This window comes from Cupriavidus sp. OV096 (assembly GCF_900115455.1).
Lineage (GTDB): Bacteria > Pseudomonadota > Gammaproteobacteria > Burkholderiales > Burkholderiaceae > Cupriavidus.
The window spans coordinates 38,396-53,879 of the sequence record NZ_FOWM01000013.1; the positions used below are offsets into that span (position 1 = coordinate 38,396).

A 15,484-nucleotide genomic window follows, 5' to 3' on the forward strand; every position below is an offset into this window, starting at 1 on the left:
AGGGATTATGCGCCAGGCGAATCGGGCCGCCGATCGAGCGACGATTGCGGTGCGTATTTGCGCCTAAGGACTTCCAGCACTCTCTTCTCCGCGAAGAGTAGAACATAGTCCTTGAACTTCGCATCGGACAGCAATGCGTCCCATGCACTCCAGAACTCCTGTCGGACAACTTCTTTTGGTATGCCACTGCGAAGTGCGATGCGCTCGATGGCCTGGACCGCCAGCGGAGGACGCCCGGAATCCTCACCTGACGCCGGTTCAGGATTTCCAGTGCCAGCGTCAGAGTCCGTCATGGATGATGTTGATACATGCGTTTTTACCACACCAAGTGTAGACGCTGCCTGTTTGGGTAGCCGTGCCAGATGCCGGCATCGCGGTGCGGTGCGCATGCGGTGCAGGCGATTATGCCTCAGCACGGTGTCCTGTCAGGTGGCTGGCGGAGGCGGCAGAAGCCGCCGAAAAGACGTTGACCGTCATTGGCATGTGCCCCAAACCAAACATGCGACCAGGGTGTCCTCGGGGCGGATCTGCACGGCGCGTCTGCTGCTTGCCTTGGGGGTTTTCATTTTCCGTTGCTAAGATAATTCGAGTTCACCCCTGCTCAAGGCGGAGATCGATGCCCCGCGCCCGTTGTCATTGGTTGACGCTCCTCGCCGCCGGACTACTGGCGCTGGCATCCATTGCCGCATATGGGCAGGAGGTGCTGCTGCTCGGCGGCTTCTATACCAACCCGCCGATCCAGACTGAGGACGACCGTAGCTACGCCTATGCCTACGTCTATCAGCAAAACCTGACGGAGCACTGGTACGCCAGCTATACCTACCTGAACGAGGGCCATATCACCGGCCATCATCGCGACGGGCACAGCGCCCAACTCTGGTGGCGTTACCTGGCGCTGGACAGGCGGCTGGCGCTCTCGCTGGGCGCCGGCCCTTATCTCTATTTCGACACCACCAGCCACCAGCCCGATGGCAGCTACGAAAACAAGCACGGCGTCGGGGTGTTGGCCAGCGCGGCGGCCAGCTGGTACGTCGGTGGCCCCTGGATGTTGCAGGTACGCTTCAACCGGACGTGGCAGGCGTCGGGCTTCAATTCCAACACGGTTCTGCTGGGCGTGGGCTATCAACTCGACCGCGACAACCTGCCAGGGCCGGTCGTGGGTTCGGCTCACCGGGGCAAAGACGCCACGCCCAACGAACTGACCGTCATGCTGGGTGGCATCGTCGTCAATGATTTCGAGTCGGACATGGTCTTTGGCGGCGCGCTTGAATATCGGCACCAGCTTTGGCGCTACGTGGAAGGGACGGTCAGCTACCTCGACGAAGGAAGCGCCAGGTCAGTCCGGCGCCGCGGCGTGGCGACGCAGGCCTGGGTATCCGGGGCCTTCCTGGGAGACCGGCTGACGCTCGGTTTCGGTGCCGGTCCTTATTACGCTACCAGCCTCCGTGTCAGCGGCCCCGGCGCGGACCCCTCACCGTCCCATTGGTCTGGCCTGTTTACGCTGTCGACAAGCTACCGGCTCGGCGATCACTGGCTGGCACGGCTGTCATGGAACCGAACCCTGACGGGGTACAGCCGGGATACGGATATGTTCCTCGCGGGGCTCGGCTATCGCTTCTGACGGCGGCGCACCAGCCACCGCCGGAGGAGCCCTAGGGTTACCACGGATCGACCCTCTATCCTCTTGATTCGCCTCGTTTTTCGTCCAATAAGTGATTTTTGGCTAACTCCTGTTCGCCCATCCGCGGCTTGCCATTCGCCTGAAACCGCCCATAATGCAAACGTTTGCATAAAGGAGAAGACGGCATGGAAACCCCACAGTCCACCCCAGCCCAGAAGCCCGTCGGCGCGTTGCGCCTGATCGATAACGAATCGTCGGTCACGGAAGTGGTCAGGCAGGCCATGGCCCAGACGGAAGACCCCCGCCTGCGGACGGTGATGGCAGCGCTGGTGAAGCACCTGCACGACTTCCTGCGCGAAGTCCGGCCGACCGACGCGGAGTTCGAGTTCGGGCTCGAATTCATCGCCGCGCTTGGGCACGCCACACACGCCACGAACAACGAAGTTGTGCTCGCGGCCGATGTGCTTGGCCTGTCCACGCTGGTCACCACGATGAACAACGGCACGACGGAAGGGCGCACGCCCGGCGCGTTGCTGGGCCCGTTCTATCGCGCTCACGCGCCGCACTACGCATGCGGCGACTGCGTGGTCCAGGATGATGCACCGGGCTTGCCGCTGTTTGTCAGCGGCACGGTTCGCGCCACGGATGGCTCGCCGTTACCGGGCGCGATCGTGGAGGTCTGGCAAGCGTCGCCGGTTGGCCTCTACGACAACCAGGACCCGACGCAACCCGATCGCAACCTGCGCGGCCTGTTCCACACCGATGCCGACGGTGGCTACCACTTCCGCACGGTGCGGCCTGCGGGCTATCCGGTGCCGACCGATGGTCCTGTGGGCAAGCTGCTGGCCGCGCAGCACCGGCATCCCTACCGTCCCGCGCATATTCATTTCATCGTAGCCTCACCGGGCTATCGCACCCTGGTGACGCAGGTGTTTGCCGACGATTCCGACATCCTCGAAACCGATGTCACGTTCGGCGTGCATCGCCAGCTCGTGGGCGCGTTCCGGCTGGTCGAAGCCGGCCGCAGCCCTTGGGGCGACCTGCCGGCGCCGTTCTACACGATGGCGTTCGATTTCGCGCTCGAACCCGGCGAGCAAACGTTCCCGAAACCACCGATCGACTGACGACCCAATCCTCCCCCAACTCACAACCAAACCATGAAGACTTCATCTCTCTCCGGCAAGGTTGCCGTGATTATCGGCGGCACCGGCGGCATCGGATTCGCGGCGGGCAGGGCGCTGGCCGATATCGGTGCCAGTGTCGTGCTGACCGGGCGCGACATGGACCGCACGGCAAGCGCCGTGAAGGCGTTGCCTGCGGGCAACCATTTGGCGGCACGCGCGGAAGTCGGTGACAGCGCCACGCTGCGTCAGCTTGCCGAGGATGTGCATCACCACTACGGCCGCGCAGACATTCTCGTGAATACGTCAGGCTTCACGCGTGCGATTCCGCATGGGGATCTCGACGCCCTTGACGATGCCCTGATCGACGAGATGTTCGCCATCAACTGGCGCGGCCAGTTCGCGGCGATTCGGGCGTTCGCGCCGCTGCTGCGCGCTAATGGCGACGGCCTGATCGTCAACGTGGGATCGATCGCGGGGCGCACCGGACAAGGCAGCAACGTGGCGTACTGCGCCGTAAAGGCCGGACTGGATGTCATGGCGATGTCGCTCGGTCGCGCGTTGGCTCCGGCCATCCGCGTGCTCAACGTTTCCCCGGGCGTCGTCGACACGGGCTTCGTGCCGGGCCGCGACAGCAGCTTCAATGACCGCGCGGCAAGCACCACGCCGCTGCGCCGTATCGGCCAGGCGCAGGACGTGGCGGACGCGATCGTCGCTTGCGCTACCTCGCTGCGTTTCGCTACAGGCACCACGATCGTCGTCGACGGTGGGCGCCAGCTCGGCTGATCTCCTTTCTCCCATCTATTTCCCAACTGACCCATGCACGCACGCAAGACGATCATCACCTGCGCTGTGACCGGCAACATCGTCACGCCCGAACAGCATCCGGGGCTTCCCGTCACGCCCGCCCAGATAGCCGATGCCGCGCTCGAAGCGGCGGAAGCGGGCGCCGCCGCCGCCCATATCCATGTGCGGGATCCGGAAACCGGCCGACCGTCGATGTCGCTCGACTACTACGCCGATGTCATCGACAGGATTCGCGCGAAGCACCGGAGCCTGATCATCAACCTCACCACAGGGCCCGGTGGCCGTTTCGTGCCCGATGAGAACGAGCCACGCGTGGCGGCCCCCGGCACGACGCTGCTGCATCCGCTCAAGCGGGTGGAACACATCGCGGCGCTGCGCCCGGATGTCTGTTCCCTCGACCTGAACACGATGAACTCGGGCGGCGACGTTGTCATGAATACGCCGGCCAACGTGCGCAAGATGGCCGGCGTGATCCGCAGCGCCGGCGTGATGCCGGAGTTGGAGATCTTCGATTCCGGCGATCTGAACATGGCGCTCGATTTCATCCGCGAGGGCGTGCTGGACGGCCCCGGCCTCTGGACCTTCGTGCTGGGCGTGAAGTACGGTTTCGCCCCGACCCCGGAAACCATCTTCTACGCCCGCAATATGCTGCCGCAGGGCGCGCACTGGTCTGCGTTCGGCATTGGCCGTGCCGAGTTCCCGATCGTCGCGCAGGCCTGGCTCGCGGGCGGCCATGTACGGGTGGGGCTTGAGGACAACATCTATCTGGAGAAGGGCGTACTCGCCCCGAACAATGCCGCGCTGGTGGCCAAGGCGCGCGACATCGTCAAGTCACTTGGAGGAGAAATCGCTTCTTCATCAGAGGCCCGCACCGTGCTGGGCCTGCGCGACGCCTGACATCACCATTCACCGCACACAGCATTCGATATCACCATGAATACCATCCAGGTTCATCAGAAAGCCCCCAGCATCGACACGCTCGAACTCGCATTGACCGGCCTGCCGCGCCCCGAGGCTGGCCCGGGCCAGTGCATCATCGAAGTCGCCAGCGCCGGGGTGAATCCCAGCGACGTGAAGGCCACGCTCGGGATGATGCCGCATGCCGTATGGCCGCGCACGCCGGGCCGGGACTACGCGGGCGTTGTGATCGACGGCCCTTCGGAATGGATTGGCCGGCAGGTCTGGGGCAGTGGCGGCGAGCTTGGCATCCGTCGCGACGGCACGCATGGCAAGTACTTGCGCATCGGCGTGAACGCCGTGCGCGAGAAGCCGGCGACGCTGTCGTTGCTGGAAGCCGGTGCCGTCGGTGTACCGTTCATCACCGCGTATGAGGGCCTGCGCCGCGCAGGGATGCCTGGCGCCGGCAGCACGGTGCTCGTTTGCGGCGGCAACGGCAAGGTCGGCCAGGCCACGATCCAGATCGCGACCGCGCTGGGCGCACGCGTGTTCGCTGTCGAGCGCGGCGCCGAGCCGTACCGTGGCCACACGAGCGGAACGGTGCGCATGATCGATGCCAGCCGGGAAACCATCTCAGCCGTCGTGCGTGAGGAAACCGACGGGCATGGCGCGGACATCGTCTACAACACGGTGGGCAGCCCCTATTTCGAGCAGGCGAACCTGGCCATGGCGATTGGCGCCACGCAGGTCTTCATCTCGACGATTGAAAAGCCGGTGCCGTTCGACATCTTCGCGTTCTATCGTGGCCAGCACACCTTTGTGGGCGTGGATACGCTGGCCCTGGATTGCGAAGCCTGCGCGAAGATCCTCGATGCGCTGGCGCCGATGTTCGCCTCCGGCGCGCTGAAGCCGTTCCCGGTGCTGCCCGACTACACGTACGCGCTGTCCAACGCACGGGACGCCTATCGCGCCGTGCTGCAAGGCGCCACCGAACGCGTGGTGCTGACGCCATGAATACGACCCGCTTCGCCCAGGCGCCGGCCTACCATCCGGCCAATCATCAAGGTATGCACTGTCTGCGGCTGCAAGGCCACGAGGCGGGGCCTTCCGATGCGCTGTGGATGGGCGTGTCGATCATCCTGCCGGGCGGCCATACGTCGCTCGACGCCTCGCCGATGGAGAAGCACTACGTCGTGCTGGAAGGCGAGGTCTGCATCCGCACGCCGGAGGAGACTGTGACGCTGGGGCAGTTCGATTCGGTCCGGCTGGCGCCTGGGGAGGCCCGCGAGGTGAGCAATCCGTCTAACCGGCCCGCGATGCTGTTGCTGGCCATGCCGTATCCGGCCACGGCCACCGCCAGGCCCTGATTTTTTGTTGCGCTTCTGCAAACGTTTGCAATCATCCACTTCATAACAACACGAGGAGACCCAGATGCAGAGAGTTTTCAGGCGACGTCATGTGATTCCGCTGGCCCTGATGTCCACCGTCATCGCCCGGGAAGCGATGGCGGAAGACAGCGTGACGATATACGGGCGGCTCAACACGGCCATCGAGTACTCGCGGGCCAGCACGGCGACGGACGGGACAAAGCTGGGCAGTACGGTGCGGCAGACCAACAACCGGTCGGTATTCGGCTTTCGGGGCGTGGAGCACCTGGGCGGCTCGCTCCAGGCCGTGTGGCAGATCGAGAGCAACGTCTCGCTGGACACCGGGCAGGGCCAGATCGCAGGCCGCAATACGCGCGTGGGCCTGCAGGGCGACTACGGGCTGCTGTTCATGGGCCACTGGCAGACGCCCTATACAGAGTCGACCGCTGGCTACGATCCGTACTACCCGACCACGGCCGGCTATGTGGCGCTGATCGGCAATGGCTCGACCTCCAGCTCCGACAACGTCCAGGACACGAGTTCGTTCGACCGGCGCCAGAAGAACATCATCCAGTACCGCTCGCCGCAGCTGGGGGGTGCCAGCCTCTGGCTCGGCTGGGGATTGCCGGAAGAGAAGACGACGGTGCCGCGCAATCCGGCGCTGTACTCCGCCGCACTGGTCTACGAGCGCGGCCCGCTGGGGGCGACCGTCGCCTACGAAGTTCACTCGCACTACCAGGCGGCCGGGCGCAATGACGATGCGCTGAAGGTCGCGCTGGCCTACCAGCTGTTCCCGGGCACGCGCCTGGCCGCGCTCTATGAGCACCTGCACTACCGCACCGATACGGGCGACCTGCAGCGCAACGGGTACTACGCATCGCTGGTGCAGAAGCTTGGGACCGGCAGCGTGCGGGTGGGGGTGGCCTATGCCGCCAACGGCACGGGATCGTCCACGGACACGATCGGATTCTTCCGCAGCGGTTCGGAAACCAATGCCATGCAGTTCACGGTGGGCTACGACTATCCGCTATCGAAGCGCACCGCACTCTACGCGTACTACAGCCGCATCAATAACAAGAAAAACGCGATCTACGACTTCGCCATCAACGAGCTCGGTGTCAGCGCCGGTGCCGATCCGCAGACCTTTGCGCTCGGCATGCGGCACTTTTTCTGACATCCGCGCACGCCATTGCATCGTGAGGAGACAACCATGAGACGACAGTTTTTCCGCCCCATTGCGGCCCTTGGAGTGATCGCGGCGCTTGGGCTGCCGTACACCGTCATCGCGCAACCCCAGTATCCCGTCAAGCCGATCCGGCTGATCGTGCCGTTCTCGGCGGGCAGTGCCACCGATATCCTGGCGCGCATTATCGGCGCAAAGATTGGGGAGGGCGGCCAATGGCAGGTGATGGTGGACAATCGGCCCGGCGCCGGCGGCACGCTGGGCGCCACCACGGTTGCCAAGTCGCCGCCCGATGGCTACACGCTGATCCTGGTCTCCGTGGGCCATGCCATCAACGCCACGCTCTATCCGAAGTTGGGCTACGACACGCTCAAGGACTTCGCGCCGGTGTCACTGGTCGCCTCGGTGCCCAACGTGCTGGTGGTCAACGCCGCCAGTCCGTACAAGTCGATGCGCGATATCGTGGCTGCCGCGAAGGCCAAGCCGGGCACCCTGAACTTCGATTCCGCCGGTTCGGGCAGTTCTACGCACCTGAGTGGTGAGATGTTCAAAATGCGGGCGGGCATCGACATCGTGCACATTCCGTTCAAGGGTACCGGCGAAGCCCTGACCGACGTGATGGCGGGGCGCGGCGACATGATGTTCGCGCCGACTGTATCGGCCCTGCCGTTTGTCAAGCAAGGCAAGTTGCGTGCGCTGGCGGTGACCACGCCAGCACGCGCAGGCGCGTTGCCCGATGTGCCGACCGTGGCGGAGGCGGGGCTGCCCGGCTATGCGTTCGATTCGTGGTTCGGCGTCCTGGCGCCGGCCGGCACGCCGAAGGAGGTGATTCAGGCGGTGAATGCCGAGATCGGCAAGGCGCTGGCGTCTCCCGATGTGCGCGAGCGGCTGGCGGCCCAGGGGGCCGAGGCGCGCGCCAGCACGCCGCAGGAGTTTTCCAGCTATATCCAGGCCGAAATTGGCAAGCTGGCGCCTGTGGTGAAACAGTCCGGCGTGCGGGCAGGGGAATAAGCGGCGCCGGGGCGGCAGGCGCTAGAATGGCGCATTCCAACAGCCAACGTGGCGTCTGCCTGCCCATGTCCGAGCGCAAACGCGTGACCATCAAGGACCTCGCCGCCGAGGTCGATGTCCACTATTCGACGGTGTCTCGCGTGATGAATCCCGCCACGCGCCATCTGGTGGCCGAAGAAGTGGCCACACGGATCCTGAAGCTGGCCGAATTGCGCGGGTTCCGCCCGAACCGCATCGCGGCGGGGTTGCGCACGCAACGCTCGGGGCTGATCGGCGTGGTGCTGCCGGACATCGCGAATCCGGTGTTCCCGCCCATCCTGGCGGGGATCGAGGCCGTTCTTGGCCGGCACGGCTATGTGCCGATCGTCGTCAATGCCGGCGTGGAGCGCCTCAGGCAGCGTTTCGTGATCGATCAGTTGCTGGCCAGGCAGGTGGAAGGGCTGGTGCTGGCCACGGCGGAACGCGACGATCCCTTGCTCGACTACTGCTTCCAGCTCGGCATTCCGGTGGTCATGGTGAATCGCGGCGAGCATACCGGCCGGGCGTCCTGCGTGGTCAGCGACAGCCAGCTGGCGATGGCGCTGACGGTCGATCATCTGGTATCGCTCGGTCACCGCAGCATCGGTCACATTGCCGGTCCCGCGAGTACCTCCACGGGACAGTTGCGCCGGGAAGGCTTCATGCAGGCGGTCAAACGCCATCGGTTGCGGCGCGGCGCGTATGCCGTCGTCGAGGCGGAGAGCTATACCCGGGAGGCCGGCCGCAGGGCCTGTGACCAGTTGTTCGAATCGCTGCCCGACCTGACCGCCATTGCCGCCGGCAATGACCTCGTGGCCATGGGTTGCTACGACTTTCTGCGCGAGCGCGGCTTGCGCTGTCCGGAGAACGTCTCGGTGGTCGGCCACAACGACATGCCTTTTGTCGATGCACTGACGCCGCCGCTGACAACCATCCGCATCCCGGTCCATGACATGGGCGAACAGGCGGCCGAACTGCTGCTGCGCCGGATCGACAAGCCACAGACTGCCACCGTCGTCATCGAATTGCGGCCGGAACTGGTGGTACGCGGCTCGACAGCTGCGCCGCCAGCACAGGGTTAATCGTTCAGCTTCCCTGGGGAAGCGTCGGACGACTGCCCAGGAAGGCGTCGCGCAGGAGGGTACGGATGCCAGACGCTTCCAATGGTCGCGGATTCGGGTACTGATTCTGCAGGGCCAGTTCGCATGCCCGCTCCAGATCCTCTTCCTTCAACCCGATATCGCGCAGCGCGGTAGGGGCGCCGAGCGAGGCGGCGAGGTCGAAGACCGCCGCCGGCGCGTTGCCATCGGTGGCGCCCAGCGCACGAGCGATGGCCTCCATGGCGGCCGGCGCGGCAGGGGCGTTGTAGGCCAGCGCATGCGGCAGCACAATCGTATGGACTTCTGCATGCGGCAGGTTGAAGGTGCCGCCCAGCGTATGACACAGCTTGTGGTGCAACCCTGCCGTGACGCTGCCAAGCACGGCCCCGCACAGCCACGCCCCATAGAGCGCATCGCCACGTGCGGCGAGCCTTTCCGCACCGTCCTCACCACCTTCCCGCGCAATGACGGGCAGCGCACGACCCAGCGCCGCGATACCTTCGCGCGACATCCAGTCGCTGACCGGATTGCGATCGCCAGCATAGAGGCCTTCGGCTGCATGGGCGATGGCATTGATGCCGCTGGTCACGCTGACCATGCGCGGCAGGCGCAGTGACAACTCCGGATCGTAGATGACCGTGCGCGGCAGGACACGGGCATCGCGTCCGGTGCGCTTCAGGCCGGCGTCGGTCAGGCCGTAGATCGGCGTCGCTTCCGAGCCGGCGTAGGTGGTGGGCACAGCGATGACCGGCAGCGCGGACTCCAGCGCAATCGCCTTCCCGAGACCGATCGTCGATCCTCCGCCGATGGCCAGCGCGCAGTCGGCGCCACGCTCCGCCGCCACCGTGCGCGCCTTGCGGGCCTGTTCGACGGGCACGTGCATGACGGCGCCATCGAAGATGCCCGCGCTGCGGTCACCCAGCAACGCGCTGGCCCGCTCCGCGAGTGCCCGTTGCCCGGGCGTGCAGAGCACGAGCACGCGCTTGACGCCGAGCGCATCGGCTTCCTCAGGCAGTCGGGCCAGCGAGCCCGCGCCGAAGACCACGCGCTGCGGGCGGGACTGATAGACGAAAGGATTCATGACGGCGGCATCTATTCGAGTGTGATGTTGCGGGCCTTGATCAGGCGACCCCAGCGCGCGGACTCGTCCTGGATCAGCTTGTTGGTCTGGGCGGCATTGCCGGCCACGATCTCGAAGCCGCCGGCGCTCAACTGCTTGGCGATGGCCGGGTCGCGCAGCGTGGCGGTCACCGCCGCGGACAGTTTCTCCAGCACGGCGGGCGGAGTCTTGGCCGGCGCGATCATCGCCACCCACGAGTAGGCTTCGAAGCCCTTGTAGCGTTCCGCTACGGCGGGCACCTCGGGCAGACGGGCGTCGCGCTGCGGAGAGGTTACCGCCAGCGCGCGCAGCTTGCCGGCCTGCACGTAAGGCAGGATCAGCGGCAGGCTGGCGATCATCGAGTCCACGTGGGCGCCCAGCAGGTCGTTGATCGCGGGCCCGCCACCCTTGTAGGGGGTGTGAATGCCGCTGGTGCCGGCGGCTTCGAAGAACGCTTCCGCCACAAGTTGGTTCGAACTCCCGGCGCCCACCGACGCGTACGAGACCTTCTTCGGCGTACGCGTGGCGTTGACGTAATCCTGAAGGGTCTGGTAGGGCGAACTGGCCGGCACCACGAGCACCATCGGGGAGCGGACCATATACGACACGCCCGTCAGGTCACGCTTCGCGACATAGGGCAGTTTCGGATAGATGTGGGATTCGGTGGCGAAAGAATCGAACACCATGCCGAGCGTGTAGCCATCCGCAGGGCTCCGGGCAATCTGGCCGGTGCCGATGGTGCCGCCGGCGCCCGCGCGGTTATCCACCACGACCGTTTGCGCCAGGCGGGTGTGCAAGCCATCCTGCACCTGCCGTGCGACCTTGTCGACGGTGCCGCCCGCCGCATAGGGCACGATGATCGTGACCGTCTTGGCCGGCCAGTCGTCGGCCATGACGTGCCCGGTTGCGCACATGAGGAGCGCGGCGGCCAGCATGCGGCGGGGGCGCCCGCGCATCGAGCGCAGGGCGGCTGAGAGGTAAGTTGTCTCCATTGCGGTGCCTTCCAGTAGGGTTTCGACAATCCGGATGACGGAGGCTGCATGCTTTGCGCGTTTCGCAAAGACTTGCCTCTCTGGTCTGGGATGTTGATACTATTCCTGTCGGTTTGCGGTGGAAAGTCAAGCCGGACGCGTAATGCCTTTGCGGGGAGCGCACAAATGGAATTCATTCGCTTTGCTGAGAACCTGGCCGTCTTCGTCGATGTGGCGCGCGAAGGGAGCTTCTCGGCCGTCGCGCGGCGGCGCGGGCAGGTGGCGTCGTCGGTATCGCGCCAGATCGATGTGCTGGAGCGGGAAATGGGCGTGGCGCTGTTCACGCGCTCCACGCGGGCGCTGGTCCGCACGGAGGCGGGCGATCTCCTCTACCAGCGGGCCGCGCGCATCCTCCAGGAACTCAACGAAACGCGCGATGCGGTGACGGCGCTGGAGCAGGGCGTTAGCGGCCGGCTGCGCGTGGCGTGCCTTCCGGCGTTTGCGCGGCGGCACGTCGTGCCGCACCTCGGCTCCCTCTACGCACAGTATCCGGACCTGACCGTGGAGCTGGAGCTGACCGAGCGCGTGGTCGATCCGGTGCTCGAACGATTCGACGTTGTGGTGCGCGTCGGGCAACAGGCTGACAGCAACCTGATCGCCCAGCGCGTGGCCAGCCAACGATACGTGATCTGCGCCACGCCGGACTACCTGCGCGCGCATGGCAGGCCGGTGCACGCCGACGAGCTGCAGCACCACCGCCTGATCGACCGGGGCCACAGCACAAGCATGCGCGGCTGGCGCGAACTCCTGGAACCCACCCACGCCGCGCAGGCGCTGTTCGCAGTCGAGTGCGACGATTGCGATGCGCGGCGGCTGTCGGTATTGCAGGGGCTGGGCATCGCCCTGATGCCGGACTGGTCGGTCGGCGAGGACATCGGCGCGGGGCGGCTGGAAGAATTGCTGCTGGATGGCCTCCGCCCTCAGGCGCAAGGCGGCATCTACCTGCTACGCGCCCAGCCCCGCGCCTCGGCCAAGCTTCGGGCCTTCACCTCGCACCTGAACCAATGCATTGGGGCCCCCCCATCGTGGCAACTGGCGATGACGCGGACTGCTTCCTACGAGCCTGTTTTGGGTGGGGCGTAGCCGGGCGTTGCTTGCGCCAAAGGTTCTCCCTTGTGATTCCCTGTGGAATCTTTATCGCTTCACTCATGACTCGCAGGCAAGTTCGCGGAACGACTTGGGAACTGTGCGTTGGTCTCCCTACCGAAGAGGGGATCCCGCGGATTTTGCCTTAATTCAGACTTGCGGCTGCCGATACCGTAGAGGGTTGAATGGGATCAATCCACACTCGGTCACGGCGTGATAGATGTGTCGTTTTGTTCCTTGTCTGGAGAAATGAATTGAAGAGTCTCAAGAACTACTGCCTGCTCGGTGCCGCCGCTGCCGCCGCCATCGGTCTGGCGGGATGCGCAACTGAATCGTCGACCGCGCTGCCGGTGCAAAAGGTGGAAAGCGCGAGCCGCCCCTATAACGGCGTGCGCACCCCCATTGCCGTAGGCAAGTTCGATAACCGTTCCAACTACATGCGCGGCGTGTTCTCCGACGGCATCGACCGTCTGAGCGGCCAGGCCAAGACCAGCCTGGTGACGCACCTGCAGCAGACCAACCGTTTCAGTGTGCTTGAGCGTGAGAACCTCGACGAGATCAAGCGCGAAGCCGCTATCAAGAATCAGGCGCAGAAGCTCAAGGGCGCCGACTTCGTGGTGACCGGCGATATCACCGAATTTGGCCGCAAGGAAGTGGGCGACGTGCAGCTTTTCGGTATTCTCGGCCGCGGCCGCGAGCAGGTCGCTTATGCCAAGGTGAACCTGAACGTCGTCAACATCAGCACCTCTGAAGTGGTTTACGCCACGCAGGGCGCCGGCGAATTCAAGCTGTCCAATCGCGAGGTGATCGGGTTTGGCGGTACGGCCAGCTATGACTCCACGCTCAATGGCAAGGTGATGGACCTGGCCATGCGTGAAGCCGTGAACAACCTGGTCAGCGCGATCGAAAGCGGCGCATGGAAGCCGGCGCAGTAAACGCATAGGCCTATACCAACAAGAGCGAGAACAACAATGAAGTCATGGGTTACGCTGCGCAACGCGGCGTTTTTGTCGGCTGCCGGCCTGCTGGCCGGTTGTGCAGGTCCACAATCGATGTACCAATGGGAGGGGTATCAATCCCAGGTCTACGCGTACTTCAAGGGCGAATCGAAGGAAGCGCAGATCACCGCGCTGGAAAGTGGCCTGGAAAAGATCAAGGCGAAAGGCGGAAGCGTGCCACCTGGCTATCACGCCCAGCTTGGCATGCTGTATCTGAATGTCGGGAAGGGCGATCAGATGGTCAAGGAATTCCAGACAGAGAAGACGCTGTTCCCGGAGTCCACGCCTTACATGGATTTTCTGATGCGCAATGTGAAGACTGACGAGCGCAAGGATGTGACGGTGGGCGCCACGCCGCCCGCCAAGGCAGATGCCACGGAAGGGAGCGTCAAATGATGCGTCGAATGCTGACCTACGTCGCCACGCTCGGCATCGTGATGTTGTTCGCAGGCTGTGCCGTGCCCAGAAAACAGGTGGATTACGCTGCGTTCAAGGCCGCTCGCCCGCGTTCGATCGTGGTGCTGCCGCCGCTGAACGAGTCGCCTGACATCAAGGCCACGTACGCCATGCTGTCGCAAGCCACGTATCCGCTGGCTGAGTCGGGTTACTACGTGCTGCCGGTGGCGCTGGTCGACGAAACGTTCCGGCAGAATGGCCTGACCGTGCCTGGAGACATCCACACGGCACCCGTGCCCAAGCTGCGCGAAATCTTCGGTGCGGATGCCGCGCTGTACGTGACCGTGACGGACTACGGCTCGCGTTACCAGGTACTGAGCAGCGTGACCCGCGTGGCCGCGAATGCGAAGCTGGTAGACCTGAAGACCGGCGACGTGTTGTGGAGCGGCACGGCAGTGGCAGCTAACGACAGTGGCAACAGCGGCGGCGGCCTAATCGGCATGCTGATCACCGCCGCCATCAACCAGGCGGTCAATCATCTGACCGACGCCAGCTATCCGGTGGCCGGCACGGCCAGTGTGCGTCTTTTGTCCGCCGGCATGCCGGGTGGCATCCTGTACGGCCCGCGCTCGCCGAAGTACCAGGCAGACTGATCTTCCCGGGTTCGGCTGCGCAAGAAAGAATGCCGCAGCACTGTCTCCTCGTCGGAGCGGTGTTGCGGCATTTTCACTTTGCCTGGGGGAACGGCAGCTGCAAACGGCAATATCACATTGCATCGTTACCCGAAGCTACGGGAGGATTGGTGCCGGCAGGACAACGCTGTGAGCGCCTTCCCGGATCTACCGGCAGGCCGGCGGATTCCATAAGATTTGTTCTGCGCCGTGTTACTACGATCGCAACAGATCACCACCCGTGCCTCTCAACCCAGTCCTTCGACCATAGGAATCACCATGGCCAACGCTATCATCGAATCCCTTGTGAGCCGTCGTACCATCAGTCTGTACGACCCTGCCTTTACCGTGGGCGACGATCAGATCCGCGAGTTGGTAAGAGTCGCCACCACTGCGCCGACATCCTTCAACTTGCAGAACTGGCGCTTCATCGCAGTGCGCACGCCTGAAGCCAAGGCGCGCCTGCGGGTCGTTGCCTGGGACCAGCCCAAGATCACCGATGCCTCCGTTACCTTCATCATCTGCGGACAGTTGGCCGACCATCGGGTGTTGCCGAAGCGCCTGGCGCCAGCCGTGGAGGCGGGCATCATGCCGGCGAAGGTCGCCACGGGGTTCGAAGATGCTGCGCGCGGCCTGTACTTCGAGCATCCGCAGCTCCAGCGCGACGAGGCGGTACGCACCGGTGCCATCGGCGCGACGGCGTTGATCTATGCTGCGCATGCGCTGGGCCTGGGTTCGTCGCCGATGATCGGTTTCGACGCCGAGGCGGTAGCAAGTGAGTTCGGGCTGGCCGAAGACGAAGTGCCCGTCATGCTGCTGTCCGTCGGGTCAGCCCTGCCCGAGAACTGGGCGCAAAAGCCGCGCCGCGCAGTAGCAGAGGTGCTTGACTTCGCGTAGGTCCCACACAGAGCCCTTCATCATGGATGCCGAAGGCAACTGCGCTTCGGCATCCATGATCAGTGGGCTTCTCAGGCACGATGAACTGCACAACGGCTCCCCGTGGCAGATTGGCACTCGCCCACAACCGGCCGCCATGCGCTTCGATAATCGTGCTGCATGGCATTTCGCCGTGGGATTT

General features: G+C 64.6%; 17 protein-coding genes. 14 read left to right on the forward strand and 3 right to left on the reverse strand.

Annotated elements, in window-relative coordinates:
- Nucleotides 1–5 precede the first annotated feature (5 nt).
- Complete coding sequence (locus BM115_RS22700) at nucleotides 6–389, reverse strand: DUF3562 domain-containing protein (protein WP_369823522.1); 384 nt, start codon at nucleotides 387–389, stop codon at nucleotides 6–8.
- A gap of 227 nt (nucleotides 390–616) precedes the next feature.
- Between BM115_RS22700 and BM115_RS22705 the strand changes: the two genes are divergently transcribed.
- From BM115_RS22705 to BM115_RS22745, 9 genes are all read left to right on the forward strand, one after another.
- Nucleotides 617–1,621 carry a hypothetical protein gene (locus BM115_RS22705; protein ID WP_092299606.1) on the forward strand — a complete coding sequence of 335 codons (1,005 nt, stop codon included), beginning with the start codon at nucleotides 617–619 and terminating at the stop codon, nucleotides 1,619–1,621.
- A gap of 185 nt (nucleotides 1,622–1,806) precedes the next feature.
- A complete protein-coding gene (locus tag BM115_RS22710) occupies nucleotides 1,807–2,745 on the forward strand; it encodes an intradiol ring-cleavage dioxygenase (protein ID WP_092299609.1) in 939 nt (312 codons plus the stop codon).
- 33 nt (nucleotides 2,746–2,778) lie between these two features.
- Nucleotides 2,779–3,528: an SDR family NAD(P)-dependent oxidoreductase gene (locus tag BM115_RS22715; protein ID WP_092299612.1), complete on the forward strand. Its 750-nt coding sequence runs from the start codon at nucleotides 2,779–2,781 to the stop codon at nucleotides 3,526–3,528.
- Nucleotides 3,529–3,561: 33 nt separating this feature from the next.
- Nucleotides 3,562–4,446 (forward strand): beta-keto acid cleavage family enzyme, encoded by an 885-nt coding sequence (locus BM115_RS22720; protein WP_092299616.1) that lies wholly within the window; start codon nucleotides 3,562–3,564, stop codon nucleotides 4,444–4,446.
- Nucleotides 4,447–4,482: 36 nt separating this feature from the next.
- Nucleotides 4,483–5,460 (forward strand): quinone oxidoreductase family protein, encoded by a 978-nt coding sequence (locus tag BM115_RS22725; RefSeq protein ID WP_092299620.1) that lies wholly within the window; start codon nucleotides 4,483–4,485, stop codon nucleotides 5,458–5,460.
- Nucleotides 5,457–5,813, forward strand: coding sequence for a cupin domain-containing protein (locus tag BM115_RS22730; protein WP_092299623.1), 357 nt, complete (start codon nucleotides 5,457–5,459; stop codon nucleotides 5,811–5,813). Before BM115_RS22725 ends, BM115_RS22730 begins: the two co-directional genes overlap by 4 nt.
- A 109-nt stretch (nucleotides 5,814–5,922) precedes the next feature.
- Nucleotides 5,923–6,987, forward strand: a complete 1,065-nt coding sequence (locus tag BM115_RS22735; protein ID WP_369823524.1) for a porin — start codon at nucleotides 5,923–5,925, stop codon at nucleotides 6,985–6,987.
- Nucleotides 6,988–7,023: 36 nt separating this feature from the next.
- The gene (locus BM115_RS22740) at nucleotides 7,024–8,007 is read left to right on the forward strand and encodes a tripartite tricarboxylate transporter substrate binding protein (protein WP_092299628.1); all 984 of its coding nucleotides are present in this window, start codon (nucleotides 7,024–7,026) and stop codon (nucleotides 8,005–8,007) included.
- Nucleotides 8,008–8,033: 26 nt separating this feature from the next.
- Complete coding sequence (locus BM115_RS22745) at nucleotides 8,034–9,107, forward strand: LacI family DNA-binding transcriptional regulator (protein WP_092299631.1); 1,074 nt, start codon at nucleotides 8,034–8,036, stop codon at nucleotides 9,105–9,107.
- A gap of 4 nt (nucleotides 9,108–9,111) precedes the next feature.
- Here the strand turns inward: BM115_RS22745 and BM115_RS22750 are convergent, their stop codons facing one another.
- Together BM115_RS22750 and BM115_RS22755 are read right to left on the reverse strand one after the other, a co-directional pair.
- Nucleotides 9,112–10,206 (reverse strand): maleylacetate reductase, encoded by a 1,095-nt coding sequence (locus tag BM115_RS22750; RefSeq protein WP_092299634.1) that lies wholly within the window; start codon nucleotides 10,204–10,206, stop codon nucleotides 9,112–9,114.
- 11 nt (nucleotides 10,207–10,217) lie between these two features.
- Nucleotides 10,218–11,216 (reverse strand): tripartite tricarboxylate transporter substrate binding protein, encoded by a 999-nt coding sequence (locus tag BM115_RS22755; protein ID WP_092299637.1) that lies wholly within the window; start codon nucleotides 11,214–11,216, stop codon nucleotides 10,218–10,220.
- A 165-nt stretch (nucleotides 11,217–11,381) separates the two neighbouring features.
- On the opposite strand from BM115_RS22755, the gene BM115_RS22760 reads away from it, so the two are divergent.
- The 5 genes from BM115_RS22760 to BM115_RS22780 all read left to right on the forward strand — a co-directional run bounded on the left by BM115_RS22760 (nucleotide 11,382) and on the right by BM115_RS22780 (nucleotide 15,303).
- Nucleotides 11,382–12,338 carry a LysR family transcriptional regulator gene (locus BM115_RS22760; protein ID WP_092299640.1) on the forward strand — a complete coding sequence of 319 codons (957 nt, stop codon included), beginning with the start codon at nucleotides 11,382–11,384 and terminating at the stop codon, nucleotides 12,336–12,338.
- Between the two features lie 257 nt (nucleotides 12,339–12,595).
- A complete protein-coding gene (locus tag BM115_RS22765; RefSeq protein WP_092299643.1) occupies nucleotides 12,596–13,276 on the forward strand; it encodes a CsgG/HfaB family protein in 681 nt (226 codons plus the stop codon).
- 36 nt (nucleotides 13,277–13,312) lie between these two features.
- Entirely contained in the window at nucleotides 13,313–13,735 is a 423-nt protein-coding gene (locus BM115_RS22770; protein ID WP_092299646.1) for a DUF4810 domain-containing protein, read from the forward strand.
- On the forward strand, nucleotides 13,732–14,388 hold the full coding sequence (locus tag BM115_RS22775; RefSeq protein ID WP_092299649.1) for a DUF799 domain-containing protein: 657 nt from the start codon (nucleotides 13,732–13,734) through the stop codon (nucleotides 14,386–14,388). The genes BM115_RS22770 and BM115_RS22775 overlap by 4 nt, the downstream gene beginning before the upstream one ends.
- Nucleotides 14,389–14,685: 297 nt before the next feature.
- Nucleotides 14,686–15,303: a nitroreductase family protein gene (locus tag BM115_RS22780; RefSeq protein ID WP_092299652.1), complete on the forward strand. Its 618-nt coding sequence runs from the start codon at nucleotides 14,686–14,688 to the stop codon at nucleotides 15,301–15,303.
- The last annotated feature ends 181 nt before the right edge of the window (nucleotides 15,304–15,484 follow it).

Bases quoted from the DNA above. Each gene is read 5' to 3' on its own strand.
- BM115_RS22700 (WP_369823522.1), bottom strand. From the start codon at position 389: ATGCGCACCGCACCGCGATGCCGGCATCTGGCACGGCTACCCAAACAG.
- BM115_RS22705 (WP_092299606.1), top strand. From the start codon at position 617: ATGCCCCGCGCCCGTTGTCATTGGTTGACGCTCCTCGCCGCCGGACTA.
- BM115_RS22710 (WP_092299609.1), top strand. From the start codon at position 1,807: ATGGAAACCCCACAGTCCACCCCAGCCCAGAAGCCCGTCGGCGCGTTG.
- BM115_RS22715 (WP_092299612.1), top strand. From the start codon at position 2,779: ATGAAGACTTCATCTCTCTCCGGCAAGGTTGCCGTGATTATCGGCGGC.
- BM115_RS22720 (WP_092299616.1), top strand. From the start codon at position 3,562: ATGCACGCACGCAAGACGATCATCACCTGCGCTGTGACCGGCAACATC.
- BM115_RS22725 (WP_092299620.1), top strand. From the start codon at position 4,483: ATGAATACCATCCAGGTTCATCAGAAAGCCCCCAGCATCGACACGCTC.
- BM115_RS22730 (WP_092299623.1), top strand. From the start codon at position 5,457: ATGAATACGACCCGCTTCGCCCAGGCGCCGGCCTACCATCCGGCCAAT.
- BM115_RS22735 (WP_369823524.1), top strand. From the start codon at position 5,923: ATGTCCACCGTCATCGCCCGGGAAGCGATGGCGGAAGACAGCGTGACG.
- BM115_RS22740 (WP_092299628.1), top strand. From the start codon at position 7,024: ATGAGACGACAGTTTTTCCGCCCCATTGCGGCCCTTGGAGTGATCGCG.
- BM115_RS22745 (WP_092299631.1), top strand. From the start codon at position 8,034: ATGGCGCATTCCAACAGCCAACGTGGCGTCTGCCTGCCCATGTCCGAG.
- BM115_RS22750 (WP_092299634.1), bottom strand. From the start codon at position 10,206: ATGAATCCTTTCGTCTATCAGTCCCGCCCGCAGCGCGTGGTCTTCGGC.
- BM115_RS22755 (WP_092299637.1), bottom strand. From the start codon at position 11,216: ATGGAGACAACTTACCTCTCAGCCGCCCTGCGCTCGATGCGCGGGCGC.
- BM115_RS22760 (WP_092299640.1), top strand. From the start codon at position 11,382: ATGGAATTCATTCGCTTTGCTGAGAACCTGGCCGTCTTCGTCGATGTG.
- BM115_RS22770 (WP_092299646.1), top strand. From the start codon at position 13,313: ATGAAGTCATGGGTTACGCTGCGCAACGCGGCGTTTTTGTCGGCTGCC.
- BM115_RS22775 (WP_092299649.1), top strand. From the start codon at position 13,732: ATGATGCGTCGAATGCTGACCTACGTCGCCACGCTCGGCATCGTGATG.
- BM115_RS22780 (WP_092299652.1), top strand. From the start codon at position 14,686: ATGGCCAACGCTATCATCGAATCCCTTGTGAGCCGTCGTACCATCAGT.